Origin of the sequence: Streptomyces tibetensis, assembly GCF_007655005.1 — a bacterium.
GTDB classification, from domain to species: domain Bacteria; phylum Actinomycetota; class Actinomycetes; order Streptomycetales; family Streptomycetaceae; genus Streptomyces; species Streptomyces tibetensis.
In genome coordinates, this window is the sequence record NZ_SZVW01000005.1 from 1 (window position 1) to 19,817 (window position 19,817).

A 19,817-nucleotide genomic window follows, 5' to 3' on the forward strand; every position below is an offset into this window, starting at 1 on the left:
CAAGTACGGCAAGCCGGTCGGCGTCGACGACCCGTGGGGCTACGGCCGCTCCCTGGAGTGGGCGACCTCCTGCCCGCCGCCGCGGCACAACTTCATCACCATGCCGCGGATCCGCAGTGAATCCCCGGCGTTCGACCTGCACCACCCGGAGATCGCAGCTCTCGACCAGCTCGAGAACGTGGGCCACGGCGACAAGGCCCTCGCTGGCGGCAAGGAGGCCGGCAAGTGAAGATCCAGGGCAAGATGTTCATGTGGCTGAGCTTCTTCGTCCTCGTCATGGCGATCGTCTATGGCGTGTGGTCGAAGGAGCCGGCCGGCACCACGGCCCTCTTCCTGACCTTCGGCCTGTGCATCATGATCGGCTTCTACCTCGGCTTCACGGCCAAGCGGGTCGACGTGGGTGCACAGGACAACAAGGAGGCGGACGTCGCGGACGACGCCGGCGAGGTCGGGTTCTTCAGCCCGCACAGCTGGCAGCCGTTCTCCCTGGCCATCGGTGGCGCCCTCGCCTTCCTGTCGGTCGCCATCGGCTGGTGGCTGATGTACTTCTCGCTGCCGGTCATCCTGATCGGCATCTGGGGCTGGGTCTTCGAGTACTACCGCGGTGAGAACCGCACCCAGTAGCACGCGCTGAGCGCCGCAGGGGCCCGGACACTCCGAGAGGAGCGTCCGGGCCCCTGCTGTTGCCGTAATGCGTTTCACTCGTACGAGTCGCTCGGCGTGCCGCTGTTGACGTCGGTTCCTAGCGTGGGGTCATGAGCCACACAGTGATCTCCCGCCCCCGCACCGTCGTCAGCTGCACACTGCTGTTGATAGCCCTCAGCGCGGGCGTCACGGCCTGCGGCTCCGACGGCAACCCGCTGGCCGCCCGCCCCTACGACGCGGCCGACCAGATCTCCTTCAACGCCCCCGACGGGGATCGCAAGAAGGCCGACCCGGACAAGCCCCTGGAAGTCGTCGAGGACTCCGACGGGCGCATCACGGACGTCACGGCCCACGACGCCTCAGGACGCTACGTGGCGGGCGAACTCGCCGCCGACGGCAGCCGCTGGCACAGCACCTCCCCGCTCGCCGCCAACGCCAGCTACACGGTCCGCGTGAGCACCGAGGACGAGGACGGGGCGCCCGGCCGCAAGGTCGTCACCTTCGACACCGGCAAGCCCACCACCAAGAAGCGCCTGGACGTCACCTTCGGCCCCAAGACGGGCACCTACGGCGTCGGGCAGCCCGTCACCGCCGAGCTGAGCCAGCCCGTCAAGGACAGGGCCCAGCGAGCCGTCGTGGAGCGTGCCCTCAAGGTCTCCTCCACGCCCGCCGCGGACGGCGCCTGGCACTGGGTGGACGACAAGAAGCTCCACTACCGCCCGAAGGACTACTGGCCCGCCCAGGCCACCGTCCAGGTCCGCAGCAACCTGCAGGGCATCAAGATCGGCGATCGCATGTGGGGCGGCAAGGCCAAGCCGCTGACCTTCACCACCGCGGACAAGCTCATAGCCGTCACGGACGCCGCCGCCCACCAGATGACCGTCTACAAGAACGACGAGATCATCCGCCAGATACCGGTCACCACGGGCAAGCCCGGCTACGACACCCGCAACGGCGTCAAGGTCGTCCTCGCCAAGGAGGGCACCGTCCGCATGACCAGCGCCAGCATCGGCTCCTCGGACTTCTACGACCTGGTCGTACACCACTCGGTCCGGGTCACCAACAGCGGCGAGTACGTCCACGCCGCGCCCTGGTCGGTCGGTTCCCAGGGCTACGCCAACGTCAGCCACGGCTGCACCGGCATGAGCACCGAGAACGCGGCCTGGTTCTACGACACCGTCCGCGAGGGCGACATCGTGAAGGTCATCAACTCCAGCGGCGACGTGATGGCGCCGTTCGGCAACGGCTACGGCGACTGGAACCTCGACTGGGCGAAGTGGCGCACCGGGAGCGCCCTCCTCGGCGGCACCCCGGACGGCCCCACGGACGCCGACAGGGCCCGCCTGAGGCCCCAGAGCGTCTAGACGCCCCCGGGGACGTCGCCCCCAGGGGCGCGGGGAACTGCGCGACAAGCCACAGATCACCCGCACTCGCGAAACAAGCAGGAGCCCCGAGCCCCTAGGCGTTCAAAGCCGCCTTGTCCCGGAGCAGCGAAGCCAGAGCCGCGGCGAACTCCACCGGCTCCACCGGCAAAGTCACCGCGGCCTCGGCGCGGCTCCACGTCGCCAGCCACGCGTCCTGAGGCCGCCCGATCAGCAGCAGCACCGGCGGACAGTCGAACACCTCGTCCTTGATCTGCCGGCAGAGGCCCATGCCCCCCATCGGCACGGCCTCACCGTCCAGCACGCAGACGTCGATCCCACCCCGGTCCAGCTCGGTGAGCACCGCTGCGGGAGTCGCGCACTCGATGAACTCCACCACGGGGACGTCCGGAGCCGGCCTCCGTCCCGTGGCGAGCCGCACCTGCTCGCGAGTGTTGGAGTCGTCGCTGTAGACCAGCACCGTGGCGGTCGGCTGCATTGTTCCTCCGTGACGTCAACGTCGTAAGGACAGGCCCGTTGGGCCGGATGCTACTCCCTTGAACACCACGTCAACACCGGTACGACCGGCTTAGACACTCCGAACGGCACCCCCCGGAGTGAGGGCGGGATAAGCGACCGACATAATGTCGGTCGTGGCGACAGCAACGACAGTAGAAACCGGGCACGCGCACCCGTCGGTCAATCGGCCGAACCTCACCAGCGTCGGAACGATCATCTGGCTGAGTTCCGAGCTGATGTTCTTCGCGGCCCTCTTCGCGATGTACTTCACCCTGCGATCGGTGACGGGTCCCGATCACTGGAAGGAGATGGCTGCCCATCTCAACTTCCCGTTCTCGGCGACGAACACCACCATCCTGGTGCTCTCCTCGCTCACCTGCCAGCTCGGCGTCTTCGCCGCCGAGCGCGGTGACGTGAAGAAGCTCCGGATGTGGTTCATCGTCACGTTCGTGATGGGCGCGATCTTCATCGGCGGTCAGGTCTTCGAGTACACGGAGCTGGTCAAGGACGCGGGCCTGTCCCTGTCCTCCGACCCGTACGGCTCGGTGTTCTACCTGACCACCGGCTTCCACGGCCTGCACGTGACGGGCGGTCTCATCGCCTTCCTGCTGGTCCTGGGCCGGACCTACGCGGCCCGGAGGTTCACCCACGAGCAGGCGACGGCCGCGATCGTCGTGTCCTATTACTGGCACTTCGTCGATGTCGTCTGGATCGGTCTCTTCGCCACGATCTACATGATCAAGTAGCAGGGCCCGCATCCGCGCGTGCTCGACGAAGCGCGCATCCCAGAAGCATCGACGCAGAAGATCCTGACACCGGGGTAATCCGTGAAAAAGCTCTCCGCACGACGACGCCACCCGTTGGCGGCGCTCGTCGTCCTACTCCTCGCGCTGGCATGCACCGGGGGGCTGTACGCCGTGTTCGCACCCGCGGACAAGGCGCAGGCCGACGAAACCGCCCAGTCCCTCACCATCGAGGAGGGCAAGAAGCTCTACTCGGTCGGCTGCGCCAGTTGCCACGGCACCGGCGGTCAGGGCACCTCCGACGGGCCGAGCCTGGTGGGTGTGGGCGCCGCGGCCGTCGACTTCCAGGTGGGCACCGGCCGGATGCCGGCCGCCACCTCCCAGGGCCCCCAGGTCCCGCAGAAGAAGAACATCTACTCGCAGGCCGAGATCGACCAGCTCGCGGCGTTCATCTCGTCGCTGGGCGCCGGTCCGTCCGTCCCGACGGAGGAGCAGTACGGCCCCGAGGGTGCCGACATCGCCAAGGGCGGTGAGCTGTTCCGCACCAACTGCGCGCAGTGCCACAACTTCACCGGCAAGGGCGGCGCTCTGACGCACGGCAAGTACGCGCCGACCCTCGAGGGCGTCTCCCCGAAGCACATCTACGAGGCCATGCAGACCGGCCCGCAGAACATGCCGTCCTTCCCCGACACCACGCTGTCGGAGAAGAACAAGAAGGACATCATCGCGTACCTCGACGCGGTCAACAGCGAAAAGACCGAGAGCCCCGGCGGCCTCGAACTGGGTGGCCTCGGGCCGGTCAGCGAGGGCCTGTTCGGCTGGATCTTCGGTCTCGGCGGTCTGATCGCCGTCGCCGTGTGGGTCGCCGCCCGGACCGCAAAGGCCAAGAAGTCATGAGTAGCCAAGACATTCCAGAAGAGAACCTGCCTGCCGCGCAGTCCGCAGGACATGACGAGCACGGGCACGGCGCGGTGAGCGTCGCGGACGACAAGAACCCGTTCGCCGACCCGGGCCTGCCGCCTCACGAGCACCGGATCCAGGACATCGACGAGCGGGCCGCCAAGCGGTCCGAGCGTTCGGTCGCCCTGCTGTTCACGGTGTCGATGCTGGCCACCGTCGCCTTCATCGCCTCCTTCGTGGCGATCCCGGTCGACAAGGCGGTCTTCATCTTCCCGCTGGGGCACATCAGCGCGCTGAACTTCGCGCTGGGCCTGTCGCTCGGCATCGCGCTGTTCTGCATCGGCGCCGGCGCCGTCCACTGGGCCCGCACCCTGATGTCCGACGTGGAGGTCGCCGACGAGCGGCACGCGATCGAGGCGTCGCCCGAGGTCCGCGAGAAGGTCTTCGCGGACTTCAAGCAGGGCGCCAAGGAGTCCGCGCTCGGCCGCCGCAAGCTGATCCGCAACACGATGCTCGGCGCGCTGACGCTGGTGCCGCTCTCCGGCGTCGTGCTGCTGCGCGACCTCGGTCCGCTGCCCGGCACCAAGCTCCGCCACACGCTGTGGTCCAAGGGCAAGCTGCTCGTCAACATGAACACCAACGAGCCGCTGCGTCCGTCCGATGTCGCGGTCGGTTCGCTGACCTTCGCCAAGCCCGAGGGCCTGGAGGAGCACGACCACGACTTCCAGAACGAGATCGCCAAGGCCGCCCTGATGATCGTCCGGATCCAGCCGGAGGACATCAAGGACAAGCGCGAGCTCGAGTGGTCGCACCAGGGCATCGTCGCGTACTCGAAGATCTGCACCCACGTCGGTTGCCCGATCTCCCTGTACGAGCAGCAGACGCACCACGTGCTCTGCCCCTGCCACCAGTCCACCTTCGACCTCTCCGACGGTGCCCGAGTCATCTTCGGTCCCGCCGGTCACGCCCTGCCGCAGCTCCGCATCGGCGTGAACGACGAGGGCTACCTCGAGGCGCTCGGCGACTTCGAAGAGCCCGTCGGCCCTGCTTTCTGGGAGCGCGGATGAGCACTGCACAGACACGCCGCAAGGCGCCCGCCGGCGAGCGGGTCGCCGACTGGGCCGACGGCCGCCTCGGGATCTACTCCCTGGCCAAGGCCAACATGCGCAAGATCTTCCCGGACCACTGGTCCTTCATGCTCGGTGAGATCTGCCTCTACAGCTTCATCATCATCATCCTCACGGGTGTGTACCTGACGCTGTTCTTCCACCCGTCGATGAACGAGGTGGAGTACCACGGCAGTTACGTCCCGCTCCAGGGGCAGCTGATGTCGGAGGCGTTCGCCTCCACGCTGGACATCAGCTTCGACGTCCGCGGCGGTCTGCTCATCCGGCAGATCCACCACTGGGCGGCGATCATCTTCCTCGCCGGCATGTTCGTGCACATGATGCGCGTCTTCTTCACCGGCGCGTTCCGCAAGCCGCGCGAGATCAACTGGATGTTCGGCTTCCTGCTGTTCGTCCTGGGCATGTTCACCGGCTTCACCGGCTACTCGCTCCCGGACGACCTGCTCTCCGGCACGGGTGTCCGCTTCACGCAGGGTGCGATCCTGTCCGTGCCGATCGTGGGCACGTACATCTCGATGTTCCTGTTCGGCGGGGAGTTCCCGGGCACCGACTTCGTCGCCCGGTTCTACTCGATCCACATCCTGCTGCTGCCGGGCATCATGCTCGGGCTCGTGGTCGGCCACCTGATCCTGGTCTTCTACCACAAGCACACCCAGTTCGCGGGTCCCGGCCGGACCAACAAGAACGTCGTCGGCATGCCGCTGCTGCCGGTCTACATGGCCAAGGCCGGAGGCTTCTTCTTCCTCGTCTTCGGTGCCATCGCGGCCCTCGCCGGCATCGCGACGATCAACCCGATCTGGGTCCTCGGCCCGTACCGGCCCGACCAGGTGTCGACCGGTGCCCAGCCCGACTGGTACATGGGCTTCGCCGAGGGTCTGATCCGGGCCATGCCGGGCTGGGAGATCAACCTCTGGGGTCACACGCTCGTCCTGGGCGTGTTCATCCCGCTGGTGCTCTTCGGTGTCTTCCTCGGGATCATCGCCCTCTACCCGTTCATCGAGTCGTGGGTCACCGGGGACAAGCGCGAGCACCACATCCTGGACCGGCCGCGCAACGCCCCGACCCGCACCGGTGTCGGTGTCGCGTGGGTCACCGGCTACATCATCATGCTGATCGGCGGTGGCAACGACATCGTCGCCACGCACTTCCACCTGTCGATCAACTCGGTGACCTGGTTCGTCCGGATCGGGTTCTTCCTCGGCCCGGTCATCGCCTTCATCGTCACCAAGCGCATCTGCCTCGGCCTGCAGCGCCGGGACAAGGAGAAGGTGCTGCACGGCCGCGAGTCGGGCATCATCAAGCGCCTGCCGCACGGTGAGTTCATCGAGGTGCACGAGCCGCTCAGCCAGGAGCAGATGTACACGCTCACGGCGCATGAGCAGTACAAGCCGGCCGAGATCGGCCCGACGGTCGACGAGAACGGTGTCGAGCGCAAGGTGAAGGGCTCCGAGAAGCTGCGCGCCAAGCTCAGCGACGCCTACTACGGCGAGGGCTCCCAGATCCCGAAGCCCACCGCCGAGGAGTACCGGGAGATCACGAGCGGCCACGGCCACCACTGATCACTGCTTCGCCACGCCACAGAGGGGCCCCGTCCGATCATCAGACGGGGCCCTTCGCGGTGCTCGCGGCTGGATAGGGTGGACCTGTTGAGACTCTCGTCCCGTAGTACGGGACGCCTGACCCTGGAGCGGCTTATGAGCGCTGTGACCCCCGCTGGAGGCGACACCGCGGCGGGCCGCTCCTGGCCCCTGCTGCTGAACGGCCTGCTGGACGGCAGGCACCTGAGCGCGGACGACACCGCCTGGGCGATGGACCGGATCATGCGCGGCGAGGCGACCGAGGCGCAGATCGCCGGGTTCGTCGTGGCCCTGCGCGCCAAGGGCGAGACCGTCGAGGAGATCAACGGCCTGGTCCGCACGATGTACGCGCACGCCAACGTGATCGAGGTGCCCGGGGCGACGGTCGACATCGTCGGCACCGGCGGTGACGGCGCGAAGACGGTCAACATCTCCACGATGTCCTCGATCGTCGTCGCGGGCACCGGCGCCAAGGTCGTCAAGCACGGCAACCGGGCCGCGTCCTCGGCGTCCGGGGCCTCCGACGTGCTGGAGAAGCTCGGCGTCAACCTGGAGCTGCCGCTGCACCGGGTCGCGGAGGTGGCCGAGGAGGCCGGGATCACCTTCTGCTTCGCGGTGAAGTTCCACCCGGCGCTGCGCCACGCGGGCGCCGCCCGCGGCCAGTTGGGCATCCGCACGGTGTTCAACGCCCTCGGCCCGCTCACCAACCCGGCCCGGGTCCGCGCCCAGGCCGTCGGCGTGGCGGACCCCCGCATGGCGCCGATCGTCGCGGGCGTCTTCGCCGAGCGCGGCAACTCCTCCCTGGTCTTCCGGGGCGACGACGGCCTCGACGAGCTGACCACCACGGCCACGTCCCGGGTGTGGACCGTCCGGGACGGCGAGGTGACCGAGGAGGCCTTCGACCCGCGTGACGTGGGCCTCGAACTGGTCCCCGTGGAGGCGCTGCGCGGCGCGGACGCCTCCTACAACGCCGAGGTCGCGCGGCGGCTGCTGGACGGCGAGACAGGCCCGGTCCGCGAGGCGGTCCTGCTGAACTCCGCGGCGGCGCTGGTGGCCCTGGAGCCCACCGCCGCGCCCCTGGCAGAGCAGATCGGCGCCGGGATGGCGAAGGCGGCCGAGTCGATCGACTCGGGGGCGGCGAAGCGCACGCTGGAGCGCTGGGTGGCCGCGAGCAACGCGTAGCGGCCCTCGTGGGCGAAGGGGCCGGCGTCCCGCGATCCGGACTCGGGTTGCGGGGCGCCGATCTTTTCGCGTACGTTCCTGAACAGGTCATGAGTGACAGTCATGAGGCCCCGGCCGACTGTCCGGCAACCCTCCGTCCGTGGCGGGGTGCCCCGGGTGAAGACCGGGTCGTAGGCAGCGAGGTCTACGGCAAGCGCGTGACGAGGAGTCTTTTCGTGAACCAGCGAATGCGATAGGGCCGCAGAGCCCCGCCTCCGCATCCCCTTTCCTTTCACCCCCGCTCGAGCCGTGCGCGCTCGCGGGCGGATTTCACCTGCCTTCACGGGAGTTCCGTCATGTCTGTCTCCACCCTTGCCGCCGCCCAGTCCGTTTGCGCCCCGCTGCCCGTTCTGGGACGGGATGTCACCGTGCCGCTCGTGACCGGTGGTGAGGTCACCTACGCCGCGCTCGACTACGCCGCCAGCGCCCCGGCGCTCCAGCGGGTCTGGGACGACGTCGCGGCCTACGCGCCGTACTACGGCAGCGTGCACCGCGGTGCCGGGTACCTGTCCCAGCTGTCGACCGACCTGTTCGAGAACGCCCGCCGGACCGTGGCCGAGTTCCTCGACTGCCGCGAGGACGACCAGGTCGTGTTCACCCGGTCCACCACCGACTCCCTCAACCTCCTCGCCGCCGCGCTCCCCGCCGACTGCCAGGTCTTCGTCTTCGAGACCGAGCACCACGCCTCCCTGCTGCCCTGGCAGGACGCCCGGGTCACCTACCTCGACGCCCCGCGCACCCCCAGGCAGGCCGTCGAGACCCTGGAGCGCGCCCTCGCCGACCGGGACCCCTACGGCCCGGCCCTCGTCTGCGTCACCGGCGCCTCCAACGTCACCGGTGAGCTGTGGCCCGTACGCGAGCTCGCGACCGTCGCGCACGCCCACGGCGCGCGGATCGTGCTGGACGCCGCCCAGCTGGCCCCCCACCACCCCGTGTCCGTCGCGGACCTCGACGTCGACTGGGTCGCCTTCTCCGGGCACAAGCTGTACGCGCCCTTCGGTTCGGGCGTCCTGGCCGGGCGGGCCGACTGGCTGCGCGCGGCCGAGCCGTACCTCGCGGGCGGCGGCGCCAGCCGCAAGGTCAGCCGGCGTGAGGACGGGGGAGTGGACGTGGAGTGGCACGACAGCGCCGCCCGCCACGAGGCCGGCTCGCCCAACGTCATCGGCGCCTACGCCCTCGCCTCGGCCTGCAAGGCCCTGAGCGAGGCGGGCTTCGACACCCTCGTCGCGCGTGAGCAGCACCTGGTCCGCACCGTGCGCGACGCTCTCGCCGACGTCCCCGAGGTGCGGTTCCTGTCCCTCTTCGGGGACGACGCGCCGCGCGTCGGCGTGCTCTCCTTCGTCGTCGAGGGCTGGAACAGCTCCCACTTCGCCGCCGCCCTGTCCGCCGAGTACGGCATCGGCGTACGGGACGGGCTGTTCTGCGCCCACCCGCTGCTGCGCACGCTGCTCGGCAGTGACCCGCAGGCGCAGGGCGAGTGCGGGTCCCCCGAGGCCGCGCCCGGGGAGAAGTCCCTCAACGCCATCCGGGTCAGCTTCGGCGCCGGCACGCCGGACGAGCACGTGGAGCGGTTCGTGCGGGCGGTCAGGGAGCTCGTGACGGACGGGGCGAAGTGGAACTACCGCACGCAGGACGGCCGCTGCGTGCCGGACACCTCCGCCTGAGCCGGTCGACGCCGGGCCCGGCGCCACCGGGCCCGGCGACTGCCGGGGACGGGAGTCACCGGGGGCGGCGACTGCCGGGGACGGGAGTCACCGGGGGCGGCGACCACCGGGGACGGGGATCACCAGGGGCTGCGACTGCCGGGGACGGGGATCACCGGGGGCGGCGACCGCCGGGACGGGGACTAGTTGTCCAGCCCGATCGAGAACGCCGCCTCCAGGTCGTGCTGCGAGTACGTGCGGAACGCCACGTGCGTGTCGGTTCCCTCCACCCCGGGGATCTTGCTGATCCGGCCCGGGATGACCTCCGCCAGGTCCTCGTGCTCCTTGACCCGGACCATCGCGATCAGGTCGTAGGTGCCGGTGACGGAGAAGACCTCGCTGACACTGTCCAGCGCCGCGATCGACTCGGCGATCTCGGGGATCCGGTCCACGCTGGTCTTGATGAGGACGATCGCGGTGATCACGGCTGGTTCTCTCCCTCGGGGGCCGGAGCAGGGGCGGCCTTCACTCTAGTGGGGCCGGTGGGGCGGCCGTAGCGGACCGACGCGTAGCCGAAGCCCAGAGCGAATCCGATCAGGTGGGCGAGGTAGGCCACCCCCGGCCCGTCCGGGGCCCGCCCCGCCGCCAGCCACTGCAGCGCCGCCCAGAACGGCAGGACGACCCAGGCCGGGAAGCGCACCGGCAGGAAGAACAGGAACGGCAGGAGACTGGTCACCCGGGCCCGGGGGAACAGGTACAGGAACGCACCGAGGACCGCCGAGATCGCCCCCGAGGCGCCGACCAGGGACTGCTCGGAGTCCGCGTTGGCGACGGCGTAGCCCAGCAGGGCCAGGTAGCCGCAGCCGACGTAGAACAGGGTGAAGTGCACCCGGCCCATCCGCTCCTCGGTCATCGCCCCGAAGACGTAGAGGAAGAGCATGTTGCCGAGCAGGTGGACCCAGCTGCCGTGGACGAAGAGCGCCGTCGCGGGGGTGAGGGCCGACCCCGCGGATACTTCGAACAGTTCTGCGGGGATCACTCCCCAGCGCCGGAAGTAGGCCCGCTGCACGGCGAGCACCTCGTCGCCGGTGCCGTACGCCGGATTGAGTCCCGAGGCGGGGCCGGCCAGGAAGACCGCGCAGCACAGGGCGATCAGTGCGTACGTCACCGGTGCCGAGGACCCCCGGACCGATCGGCCGGCCCGGATGATCGACGCGCTCCACTTGCTGATCATGAACACAGAGCATGACGTAACCGGACGCAACCGCACAGACCGCCTCGCCGCCGTGGACGCGCGGGCGGCGAGGACCCGCCAGGCCGTAGGGTTACGAGCCATACGCGCCGGGGATGCCGGTCGCGTCACGGACACTAGAAGGAAAGAGAACAGGTCACGATGACGGTTCCCCTGCCGACCGCCGAGACGCGGTGGCGCTGCACCCTCTGCGGCAACCTCACGAGGTTCGACGTGACCCGCTCGTCGAAGGTCGTCGAGTACGTCCACCTCGACCTGGCCGGAGAGCCGAAGGTCGAGGAGCGCGAGGTCCTCAGTGAGACCATCGAGTCGGTGCGCTGCCGCTGGTGTAACGCGGTGGACCAGGTGGAACTCGTGGACAGGCCGGGCGCCGGCTCCTGACGGGAGCAGGCCCCGCACAGGCATTGGGGTGTGACGGATGGCGGAGACCACGGGCGGGGGGCCGGGCGACGGCGCCGCCGAGGTGCTCGACCGTCCGCTGCCCGACGGCGTGCGCCGCAGAGTGGTGCAGATCGTCTCCGACGGCTTCGGCTCACTGACGGTCGGCGAGCTGCCCGCGCAGCTGAGGCAGTACGCCCGGTTCGCGCCGAACCGCCGGGCGAAGTTCGCCGGCAACGCGATGGCCGCCGCGCTGGAGACGGATCCGCTGTTCCGGCAGCGCATCGGGGAGAAGCTCAGAGAGGCCCAGCCGGAGCTGACCGGCGCCCTCGACTCAGGCTCCCCGCCCCCGGCCGCGGACCCGCTCGACGTGGCGGCCGCGGCCTACGTACTGCGGCCACCCGGCTGGGTGAAGCTGGTGGCCGCCGCCGGCGAGGAGGCCCAGCGGGCCGACGCCGAGCGCGCCGACGAGGAGAGCCGGGCCGAACTGGAGCGGCTGCGTGCCGAGCTCGACCGGGCCCGTGACCACACCCGGGCCGAGACCGAGCGGCTGCGTACGGAGCTGGAATCGGCCAAAAGGGAAACCGAGGCGCTGCACCGCAAGCTGCGCGCCGCCCTCAGTGACGTCAAGCGTGGCGAGGCCGCCCTGCGCAAGGCGCAGGGCGAGATCGACGCCGTCCGTGCCGAGGGGCACGCCCAGGTGTCCGCCGCCGAGAGCGAGACCCGGCGGGTCAAGTCCCGGCTGAGCGAGACCGAGGCCGCCCTGGAGGCCGCGCGCCGGGCCGCCCGCGAGGGCCGCAGCGTCGAGGACATGCGGGTACGGCTGCTGCTGGACACCCTCCTGGACGCCACCCAGGGGCTCCGTCGCGAACTGGCCCTGCCGCCGGTGTCGGTGCGGCCCGCCGAGACCGTGGACGCCGTCGAGCCGGGCCGGATGTCCCCGAAGGACATCGCCGCCCGCGCCCTGTCCGAGAACGACCCGCAGGTCCTCGACCAGCTGCTGGCGCTGCCGCAGGCCCATCTGGTCGTCGACGGCTACAACGTCACCAAGACCGGCTATCCGCAGATGCCGCTGGAGAAGCAGCGCCTGAGGCTGCTCGGGCAGCTCTCCCAACTGGCCGCGCAGAGCGGCGCCGAGGTGACCTGCGTCTTCGACGGCGCCGAGCTCGCCGCGCCGGTGCTGCTGGCCCCGCCGCGCGGCGTACGCGTGCTGTTCTCGAAGCCGGGCGTCACCGCCGACGAACTCATCCGTCAACTGGTGCGCGCCGAACCGCCGGGGCGTCCGGTCATCGTGGCGTCCACCGACCGTGAGGTCGCCGACGGCGTGGCCCGGGCCGGTGCCCGCCCGGTGGCGTCGGCCATGCTGCTCAAGCGCCTTTCGCGCGCCTAGGGGGCGTACGCCCGCTGTGTAACGTCCGGGCGTGATGCCCGGATTGGTGAGGCCGGCGAGCCACGGAGAGTCAAATGGGACTCACCGCCTGTGAGTCCAGGGGAAAAGATGGCCTACCGTGACGCAATTTTTCATCTGAGGATTTGAACTGATCACAGGAAGGTCACTAGGGTCGGGCCCAACCTCCGCTCGGGTGATCACTCATCGGGAGAGACGGCGGAGGGGCCAGAAGGAGCTTTTCACCCGTGGCGTCCCACCGTCGTCCGAAGCAGCCGAGCCGCGCACGTGTGACCGTGCTGACCACAGCTGCCGCCGCTGCCGTCGCCTTCAGCTCACAGGCCGCCAACGCGGCCCCCAGTGAGAAGCCGAGCAAGGACGAGGTCAAGGCCAAGGTCGACAAGCTCTACGAGGAGGCCGAGCAGGCCACCGAGAAGTACAACGGGGCCAAGGAGAAGCAGGAGAAGCTCCAGAAGGAGATCTCCACCATCCAGGACAACGTGGCCCGCGGCCAGGAGGAGCTGAACGAGCTCCGCGACAGCCTGGGTCTCGCCGCCGCCTCGCAGTACCGCACCGGCTCCATCGACCCCTCCGTTCAGCTGTTCCTCTCCGCCAACCCCGAGGACTACCTCGACAAGGCCTCCACGCTCGACCAGTTGAGCAGCCAGCAGGTCGAGGCGCTGAAGAAGGTCCAGGAGAAGCAGCGCGAACTCGCCCAGGAGCGTGCCGAGGCGTCCGAGAAGCTCAAGGACCTCGCCTCCACCCGGACCGAACTCGGCAACAAGAAGAAGGAAGTCCAGGGCAAGCTCGCCTCCGCGCAGAAGCTGCTCAACAGCCTCACCGCCGCCGAGAAGGCCGCACTCGCCGCCGAGCAGAGCCGCGCCAGCCGGGCCAGCGAGCGCGACGCCCTCGACGTCGACGTCCCGCCCGGCTCGGGCCGCGCCGCGGCCGCGTTCGCCTTCGCCCAGAGCCAGCTCGGCAAGCCCTACGTCTACGGCGCCACCGGCATGAGCTCCTTCGACTGCTCCGGCCTCACCTCCCGGGCCTACGCCTCCGCCGGCATCCAGATCCCGCGCACCTCCGAGGCCCAGGCCCAGATCGGCACCAAGATCTACTCGACCAGCCAGCTCAAGGTCGGCGACCTGGTCTTCTTCTTCAACGACCTGCACCACGTCGGCCTCTACGCCGGCAACGGGCAGATCATCCACGCCCCGCGCACCGGCACGGTCGTCCGCTACGAGTCGATGAGCACCATCGGCGGCCCGTTCATGTTCGGCGTCCGGGTCTGACCCCGGTCCTCGAAGCTCGCGAGCTCGTCCCCAGGTCGGGCAGGCAAGCCGCTCGGCGCCTTCAAGATCAGGACACCGTGTCCGCCGTTCGGGCGAATCACGACCGCCCCGAGTGAGCCCACGCCCCGCCATTGACCTGCGTCAGCGGCGGGGCGCAGTGCTGGACACCCACGGATGGTCGTTGGCGGCCCCCTCTCGCGGGGCTACTGTCTGCCGCGTTCCAAGTCCGCCAGCGGAAGGAGAGCGGCTTCCCGTGGGGTCCCATCGCCGCCTTGCACCGTCCGGGTTCGACCGGGGCGCCGGTGCCGCCGTCAGCATCCTGTCCGTCGCGGCCGCCGCCCTGGGCGCGGTACCCGCCGGCGCCGCACCGCACGACGACACCCGGGCCGACGTGGACCGGCTCTACGAGCAGGCCGAGAAGGCGACCGAGGCGTACAACGAGGCCGACGAGCGCGCCGACGCGCTGCGCGCGGAGGCCGGCACCGCCCGGGACCGCGTCGCCCGACAGCAGCAGCGCGTCAACAACCTGCGCGAGTCCCTCGGTTCGCTCGCCGGAGGCCAGTACCGCTCGGGCGGCATCGACCCGTCCCTCGCCCTGCTGCTCTCCGACGACCCGGACGACTACCTCGACCACGCGTCCCGGCTCGACCGCCTCACCGCCCGCCAGGCCGGTGAGCTGACGAAACTCCAGGACGCCCTGCGCGAACTCGCCCAGGAGCGCGAGGAGGCCGCCGGCAAGCTCCGCGAACTGGAGAAGAGCCGCAAGGCCGTCGCCGCCCACAAGAAGACCGTGGAGCGGAAACTCGCCACGGCCCGGCGACTGCTCAACTCCCTGCCGGACGCCGAGCGCGACGCCTACGGACGCGCCTCCCGCTCCGGCCGCCCGGGCCTGCCCGGCCCCGGCGGCGCCACCGCCGCCTCGGGCCGCGGTTCCGCGGCCGTCGCCGCCGCCCGCAGCGCACTCGGCAAGCCCTACGTCTGGGGCGCCAACGGGCCCACCGGCTTCGACTGTTCGGGCCTGATGCAGTGGTCCTACGCCCAGGCCGGGGTCTCCCTGCCGCGCACCTCGCAGGGCCAGCGGTACGCCGGCCGGCAGGTCCCGCTGTCCGAGGCGCGCCCCGGGGACCTGGTCGTCTACCGGGGCGACGCCAGCCATGTCGGGATGTACATGGGCGACGGCCAGGTCATCCACGCGCCCTACCCCGGCGCGCCCGTGCGCTACGACCCGGTCGGGATGATGCCCGTCTCGTCGGTCACGAGGGTCTGACCGGCGCGGCCGAGCGCCCGTACGATCGGGGACGTGGCTGGTCGAAGGTCGGGGTCCGCGCTGGTGGCGCTCGTCGTGCTGCTCGCCTCCCTGGCCGGGTGCGGCGGGCGGTCCACGGCCGACAGCGCCACGGCCGACGTCCAGCGCCTCCTGGACCGGCGGGCCGCCGCCGTCGTGGACCGCGACGAGCGGGCCTATGAACGGACGGGCGAGGGGACGGACTTCGCCCGGCTGCGGGCGGTGCCCGTGGCCGCGTGGTCGTACCGGGTGACCGCGGTGCGCCGCACCGGCGACACGGCCACCGCCGACGCCGAACTGCGCTACCGCGTCGCCGGGTACGACCAGGCGCCGGTGACCGCGGGGCGCACCCTCCGGCTGGACCGGGACGCGGACGGGCGCTGGTCCGTCGACACCGACCGGCCGGCGAAGAAGTCCGCACAGCAGCTGTGGGACCAGGGGTCGGTGGAGCTGGTCCGCGGACGGCACAGTCTCGTGCTGGGAGTCGGGCAGTCCGGGCAGGCGCTGCGGGACTTCGCGGACCTGGCCGACCGCGCCGTACCGGCCGTGTCGGACGCGTGGGGCACCAACTGGAGCCGGCGGGTCGTCGTGCTCGTGCCGAAGTCGGTGGAGGGGATGGCGGGGCTGCTCGGCTCGCCCGCCTCCTCCTACCGCGGGATCGCGGCGGTCACCACCGGCGAGACGGGGGCACCGGCCCGGGCGCCCGCGGACCGGATCATCGTCAACCCGGACGCGTTCGCGCTCCTCGGCGGTCTCGGCGAGCAGGTCGTCATCACCCACGAGACCACCCATGTCGCCACCCGCGCCCGCACCACGGCCGCCACGCCGCTGTGGCTGTCCGAGGGGTACGCCGACTGGGTCGGCTACCGCGCCGCCGGCCGTACCCCCGTCGAGGCCGCGCCGGAACTGTCCCGGGCCGTCCGTGAGGACCGGCTCCCCTCCGCGCTCCCCGGCGACGAGGACTTCGGGTTCACCGGTGACGCGAGCCGCCTGGCCCGTTCCTACGAGAGCGGCTGGACGGCGTGCCGGCTGATCGCCGACCGCTGGGGCGAGGCCCGGCTGGGCGCGTTCTACCGGGCCGTCGGGGAGCACCGGCAGCGGGCCGGGGCGGTGGAGGACGCGCTGCGGAAGGTCCTGGGAACCACTCCTGATGCCTTCACGAAAGCCTGGCGGGCGTATCTGCGGGACCAGCTGGGCTGAAACGGACCGGGAGGACCGCCCGCGCCCTCACTCCGGCCGCTCCAGCACCTCGACGGCCTCCCGCAGCCAGGCCCGTTCCGCCTCGCCCGTCGCCCGGGCCACGCGCAGCATGCCCTGGCGGAACAGGTCGTCCGCCTCCTCGGCGCGGACCGGTCTGCCGGAGTCGTAGAAGAAGCTCGTCGGCGCATCGAGGAAGTCCAGCCGGCGGCGCAGCACCGCGGCCTGCTCGTGCCGGTCGGGCAGGTGGCGAAGGAACGCGAGGACCGTGTTGAAGCGGACGTGGTCGGTGATCTCGGTCTGCTTGGGGTCGCGCAGCCGCGCCAGCAGTTCCTCCCTGCCCTTCGCCGTCAGAGCGAGGATCCGGCGCGGGGCCGCGCTCGCACCCGGCTCGGTGCGCTGGTCGAGCAGGCCCGCCGTGGTGAGCCGGGTGATCGCCGGGTAGAGCGCGCCGTCGCTCACCGGCCGGACATGCCCGGTCAGCGCCTTGATGCGTTCCTTCAACTCATAGCCGTGCAGCGGCTGCTCGGCCAGGAAGCCCAGGATCGACAGCTCCAGCATGGTCCTCCTTGCGGGTGGTCGACACCGCATGCTACCTCTTAACGAGCTACCTCGAATCGAGATAGCTCGAATCGAGGTTCACCAGGCCTCAGGGGGACCGCCACCGTGAACACCCACCGCATGCAGCTCCTGCTGCTCGCTCGCCCCGTCTACTTCTCACTCCTCGCCTCGGTCGCCGCCGGGATCGTCAACACCGTCTGGGTCGCCCGGCTGGGGGGTCCGGCCGTGGCCGCCGTGGCCGTGGCGACCAGCACGGAGAACGTGCTGCTCGGTGTCGCGCTGATCTTCGGCTCCGGCACCACCGTGCTGGTCGCCCACGCCCGGGGCGCCCGTGATCCGGGGGCCGTACGGGCCGCCGTGCGGGGTGGCTGGGCGCTGTGGGCGCTGGTGACACCCCCGGTGGTGGCGGGCGGCCTGCTCGCCCGCGAACCGCTGGCCCGGCTGGTACTGGGAGGGGCCGACGGCGCCGCCCTCCCACTCGCCGTCGCCTACTTCACGCTCTCCATGCCGGGCATGGCCGTCTTCTTCGCCCAGCAACTCGTCGACGGCCTCCTCAAGGGCACCGGCGACACCCGCACCCCGATGCGGCTCGCGCTGCTGGCCAACGGCCTGATCCTGGTCCTGGACCCGCTCTTCGTCCATCTCCACGGCGTCCGGGGCGCCGCGGCCGCCACAGTGCTGTCCCGGTGCGTGGCCCTCGGGGCGGGACTCCTGGCGCTGCGCCGCAACACCCTGCTGCGCACGGCCCGCCGGGCCGAGCCGGGGGAGACCGTGGCGCTCTCCCTGCGCCGGACGCTGACGACCGGCCTGCCGATGTCCTCCGACTTCACCGTCCGGCAGACGGGCGCCCTGGTCCTGGTCGCGATCGTGGCCCGGCTCGGCGTGACGGCCGTAGCCGCGTACGCGATCGCGTACAAGGCCATGTACGTGGCGACCATGGCCTTCTACGCCGTCCGCCAGGCCGCCGCCATCCACACCGCCCACACGCGCGGGGCGGGGCGTGACGCACGGTGGGCGATCGGGAGGCAGGCCGTGCTCCTCTCCGCGGCCCTCGGCCTCACCGCGGCCGTGCTGCTGGCCGCCGGCGCCCCCTGGATCATGGCCGCCCTCGGCGCCGGACCCGCGGTCGCGCACGAGGGTGTGCTGTTCCTGCGCTGCGTCGGGCCCTACCTCGTGCTGATGGCGTGTCTGATCGCGCTGGGCGGTGTCTTCGAGGGCGGCGGTGACGCCCCTGCGCTGCTGCGCGTCACCGTGCTCGGGACGGTGGTCCAGCTTGTGCTCGCGTACGGACTGACGGGGCTCGGGCTGTACGGGGTGTGCCTGGCGTCGGCGTGCGCGGCGGCTGTGCAGTGCGCCCTGGTGGGGCTGCTGTTCCGGCGGGTCCCGGTTCAGGAGGAGACGGGGGTCTCGTCCGTCCGGGCCGGCTGAGAGGGCACGGGGGCGGGCGGGGTGACGGGCGGTACGGTCGCCCGCCACAGGGCCCGGGCCGCGATCAGCGTGGCGGCCACCAGGAGGCCGTTGCGCAGGAAGAGCAGGGTCAGGCCGAGGCCGTTGCTGGCCACGACGTCGGCGAAGTAGAACGGGAACTCCAGCACCGTCACGAAGCACGCGACCAGCACCAGGGCGACCGGCAGCCGCATCCGGCTGCCGGGGAAGTACAGGCACACCGCCGCGAGCCCCACCAGCCACACCATGTACTGGGGGCTGATCACCCGGCTGGTGGTGGTGAACATCAGCACCGCCACGAAGGCCGCGTCGGCGAACGTGTGCTCCTCGAAGCGCCGCGCCAGCAGCCGCCACAGCACCAGCCAGCCGAAGGCCGCCCCCGTCAGGAACAGCGCGCCGGTGCTCACCTCGCTCACATACGGCCCGAGGAACTCGATCGAGCCGTAGTTCAGCAGCACCGAGCCCTGCCAGCCGAAGTGCCGGGCGACATGGAAGACCAGCGCGCCCAGCGACTCGACCTCGGTGCCCCGGTCGCGCTGGAACGTCAGGAAGGCGAACGCGCCGGGCATGGTCAGCGCGAACGCGCCGGTCACCGCGATGCCGGTCAGCAGGGCCGACACCCAGGCGCTGCGCCGGCGGGCGGCCAGGAGCAGCATCGCCGGCCAGACCTTCAGCAGCGCGCCGAAGGCGGCCAGGGCGCCCATGGCCCTCGGGTGCCGGGCGCCCGCGAGCAGCGCGGCCATGGCCACCGCCGTGACCATCACGTCGTAGCGGGCGTACACCGTCGGCCCGAGCAGCGGTACGCCGATCACCCACACCCAGGCGCCGCGCAGCGACCGGCCCGGGCGGCGTCCCGCGTACGCCATGAGGGCCAGCACGGCCAGGTCGGTGACGCAGACCAGCACGAAGAAGGCCGTCGCGTAGTCCAGGAAGGGCAGCAGGCCGGGGGAGAGGATCGCCAGCGCGGCGGCGGGCGGGTACTGCCAGGTGACGTCGGCCAGCGGGAAGGTCCCGGTGCTCAGCACGTGGTACCAGCCCTGGTAGATCACGTGGACGTCGCTCGTGACGTCCGGGCCCGGGAAGACGTACACCTTCAGGACGAACAGCAGCAGCACCAGCCTCGTGAGACACCAGACCACCGGCAGCCATGCCAGGGACCGCCTCGTGCCCGTCGTCTTCACGTGATCCCTGCCCGTTCGCGCGCGGTGTTGATGAGGCCATGATGGGCCCGCAGGCTGTGAGCGTGCCATATGTGCTTCCGCACAGGGCCGTGAGGGCGGTTCGGT

19 protein-coding genes, 1 pseudogene and 1 riboswitch are annotated in these 19,817 nt (G+C 70.8%); of the genes and pseudogenes, 15 read left to right on the forward strand and 5 right to left on the reverse strand.

Going from position 1 to position 19,817, the window contains the following annotated elements; genetic code table 11:
* The 3 genes and pseudogenes from FDO69_RS09350 to FDO69_RS09360 form a co-directional block, all read left to right on the forward strand.
* Nucleotides 1-229 (forward strand): annotated as a pseudogene (locus tag FDO69_RS09350) (aa3-type cytochrome oxidase subunit I); the annotation flags it as partial.
* Entirely contained in the window at nt 226-624 is a 399-nt protein-coding gene (locus FDO69_RS09355) for a cytochrome c oxidase subunit 4 (protein WP_104779295.1), read from the forward strand. The pseudogene FDO69_RS09350 and the gene FDO69_RS09355, both read left to right, overlap by 4 nt.
* A 131-nt stretch (nt 625-755) precedes the next feature.
* Nucleotides 756-2,009 (forward strand): L,D-transpeptidase, encoded by a 1,254-nt coding sequence (locus tag FDO69_RS09360; RefSeq protein WP_104779296.1) that lies wholly within the window; start codon nt 756-758, stop codon nt 2,007-2,009.
* Between the two features lie 94 nt (nt 2,010-2,103).
* On the opposite strand, the gene FDO69_RS09365 is transcribed toward FDO69_RS09360, so the two are convergent.
* On the reverse strand, nt 2,104-2,505 hold the full coding sequence (locus tag FDO69_RS09365; protein ID WP_104779297.1) for a response regulator: 402 nt from the start codon (nt 2,503-2,505) through the stop codon (nt 2,104-2,106).
* A 145-nt stretch (nt 2,506-2,650) separates the two neighbouring features.
* On the opposite strand from FDO69_RS09365, the gene ctaE reads away from it, so the two are divergent.
* The 6 genes from ctaE to FDO69_RS09395 all read left to right on the forward strand — a co-directional run bounded on the left by ctaE (nt 2,651) and on the right by FDO69_RS09395 (nt 9,757).
* Complete coding sequence (gene ctaE, locus FDO69_RS09370) at nt 2,651-3,271, forward strand: aa3-type cytochrome oxidase subunit III (protein ID WP_020272940.1); 621 nt, start codon at nt 2,651-2,653, stop codon at nt 3,269-3,271.
* Nucleotides 3,272-3,352: 81 nt separating this feature from the next.
* Nucleotides 3,353-4,165, forward strand: a complete 813-nt coding sequence (gene qcrC, locus FDO69_RS09375) for a cytochrome bc1 complex diheme cytochrome c subunit (protein WP_104779298.1) — start codon at nt 3,353-3,355, stop codon at nt 4,163-4,165.
* A complete protein-coding gene (gene qcrA, locus FDO69_RS09380; RefSeq protein ID WP_104779299.1) occupies nt 4,162-5,235 on the forward strand; it encodes a cytochrome bc1 complex Rieske iron-sulfur subunit in 1,074 nt (357 codons plus the stop codon). The genes qcrC and qcrA overlap by 4 nt, the downstream gene beginning before the upstream one ends.
* Nucleotides 5,232-6,854 carry a cytochrome bc1 complex cytochrome b subunit gene (gene qcrB / locus FDO69_RS09385; RefSeq protein WP_104779300.1) on the forward strand — a complete coding sequence of 541 codons (1,623 nt, stop codon included), beginning with the start codon at nt 5,232-5,234 and terminating at the stop codon, nt 6,852-6,854. Before qcrA ends, qcrB begins: the two co-directional genes overlap by 4 nt.
* A 135-nt stretch (nt 6,855-6,989) precedes the next feature.
* Nucleotides 6,990-8,054 carry an anthranilate phosphoribosyltransferase gene (gene trpD / locus FDO69_RS09390; protein ID WP_104779301.1) on the forward strand — a complete coding sequence of 355 codons (1,065 nt, stop codon included), beginning with the start codon at nt 6,990-6,992 and terminating at the stop codon, nt 8,052-8,054.
* Between the two features lie 85 nt (nt 8,055-8,139).
* A riboswitch (SAM riboswitch) is annotated at nt 8,140-8,256 on the forward strand.
* A gap of 133 nt (nt 8,257-8,389) precedes the next feature.
* The gene (locus FDO69_RS09395) at nt 8,390-9,757 is read left to right on the forward strand and encodes an aminotransferase class V-fold PLP-dependent enzyme (RefSeq protein WP_104779302.1); all 1,368 of its coding nucleotides are present in this window, start codon (nt 8,390-8,392) and stop codon (nt 9,755-9,757) included.
* Nucleotides 9,758-9,939: 182 nt separating this feature from the next.
* On the opposite strand, the gene FDO69_RS09400 is transcribed toward FDO69_RS09395, so the two are convergent.
* Both FDO69_RS09400 and FDO69_RS09405 read right to left on the reverse strand, forming a co-directional pair.
* The gene (locus FDO69_RS09400; protein WP_030848030.1) at nt 9,940-10,221 is read right to left on the reverse strand and encodes an Lrp/AsnC family transcriptional regulator; all 282 of its coding nucleotides are present in this window, start codon (nt 10,219-10,221) and stop codon (nt 9,940-9,942) included.
* Nucleotides 10,218-10,970, reverse strand: coding sequence for a rhomboid family intramembrane serine protease (locus FDO69_RS09405; RefSeq protein WP_104779661.1), 753 nt, complete (start codon nt 10,968-10,970; stop codon nt 10,218-10,220). The genes FDO69_RS09400 and FDO69_RS09405 overlap by 4 nt, the downstream gene beginning before the upstream one ends.
* A gap of 159 nt (nt 10,971-11,129) precedes the next feature.
* On the opposite strand from FDO69_RS09405, the gene FDO69_RS09410 reads away from it, so the two are divergent.
* The 5 genes from FDO69_RS09410 (at nt 11,130) to FDO69_RS09430 (ending at nt 16,527) form a co-directional block, all read left to right on the forward strand.
* A complete protein-coding gene (locus FDO69_RS09410) occupies nt 11,130-11,369 on the forward strand; it encodes a hypothetical protein (protein WP_003989675.1) in 240 nt (79 codons plus the stop codon).
* Nucleotides 11,370-11,406: 37 nt separating this feature from the next.
* Nucleotides 11,407-12,756, forward strand: a complete 1,350-nt coding sequence (locus FDO69_RS09415; protein ID WP_104779303.1) for an NYN domain-containing protein — start codon at nt 11,407-11,409, stop codon at nt 12,754-12,756.
* A 245-nt stretch (nt 12,757-13,001) separates the two neighbouring features.
* Nucleotides 13,002-14,042 carry a C40 family peptidase gene (locus tag FDO69_RS09420; protein WP_104779304.1) on the forward strand — a complete coding sequence of 347 codons (1,041 nt, stop codon included), beginning with the start codon at nt 13,002-13,004 and terminating at the stop codon, nt 14,040-14,042.
* A 253-nt stretch (nt 14,043-14,295) separates the two neighbouring features.
* Nucleotides 14,296-15,309 (forward strand): C40 family peptidase, encoded by a 1,014-nt coding sequence (locus FDO69_RS09425; RefSeq protein WP_104779305.1) that lies wholly within the window; start codon nt 14,296-14,298, stop codon nt 15,307-15,309.
* Nucleotides 15,310-15,342: 33 nt separating this feature from the next.
* A complete protein-coding gene (locus tag FDO69_RS09430; protein WP_104779306.1) occupies nt 15,343-16,527 on the forward strand; it encodes a hypothetical protein in 1,185 nt (394 codons plus the stop codon).
* A 27-nt stretch (nt 16,528-16,554) separates the two neighbouring features.
* Here FDO69_RS09430 and FDO69_RS09435 read toward each other — a convergent pair whose 3' ends face one another.
* Entirely contained in the window at nt 16,555-17,085 is a 531-nt protein-coding gene (locus tag FDO69_RS09435; RefSeq protein ID WP_104779307.1) for a PadR family transcriptional regulator, read from the reverse strand.
* Nucleotides 17,086-17,190: 105 nt separating this feature from the next.
* Here FDO69_RS09435 and FDO69_RS09440 point away from each other — a divergent pair, with 105 nt between their 5' ends.
* Entirely contained in the window at nt 17,191-18,513 is a 1,323-nt protein-coding gene (locus tag FDO69_RS09440; protein ID WP_104779308.1) for an MATE family efflux transporter, read from the forward strand.
* Here FDO69_RS09440 and FDO69_RS09445 read toward each other — a convergent pair.
* Entirely contained in the window at nt 18,474-19,712 is a 1,239-nt protein-coding gene (locus FDO69_RS09445; protein WP_104779309.1) for a glycosyltransferase family 87 protein, read from the reverse strand. The two genes, FDO69_RS09440 and FDO69_RS09445, sit on opposite strands and share 40 nt — an antisense overlap.
* Nucleotides 19,713-19,817 lie beyond the last annotated feature (105 nt).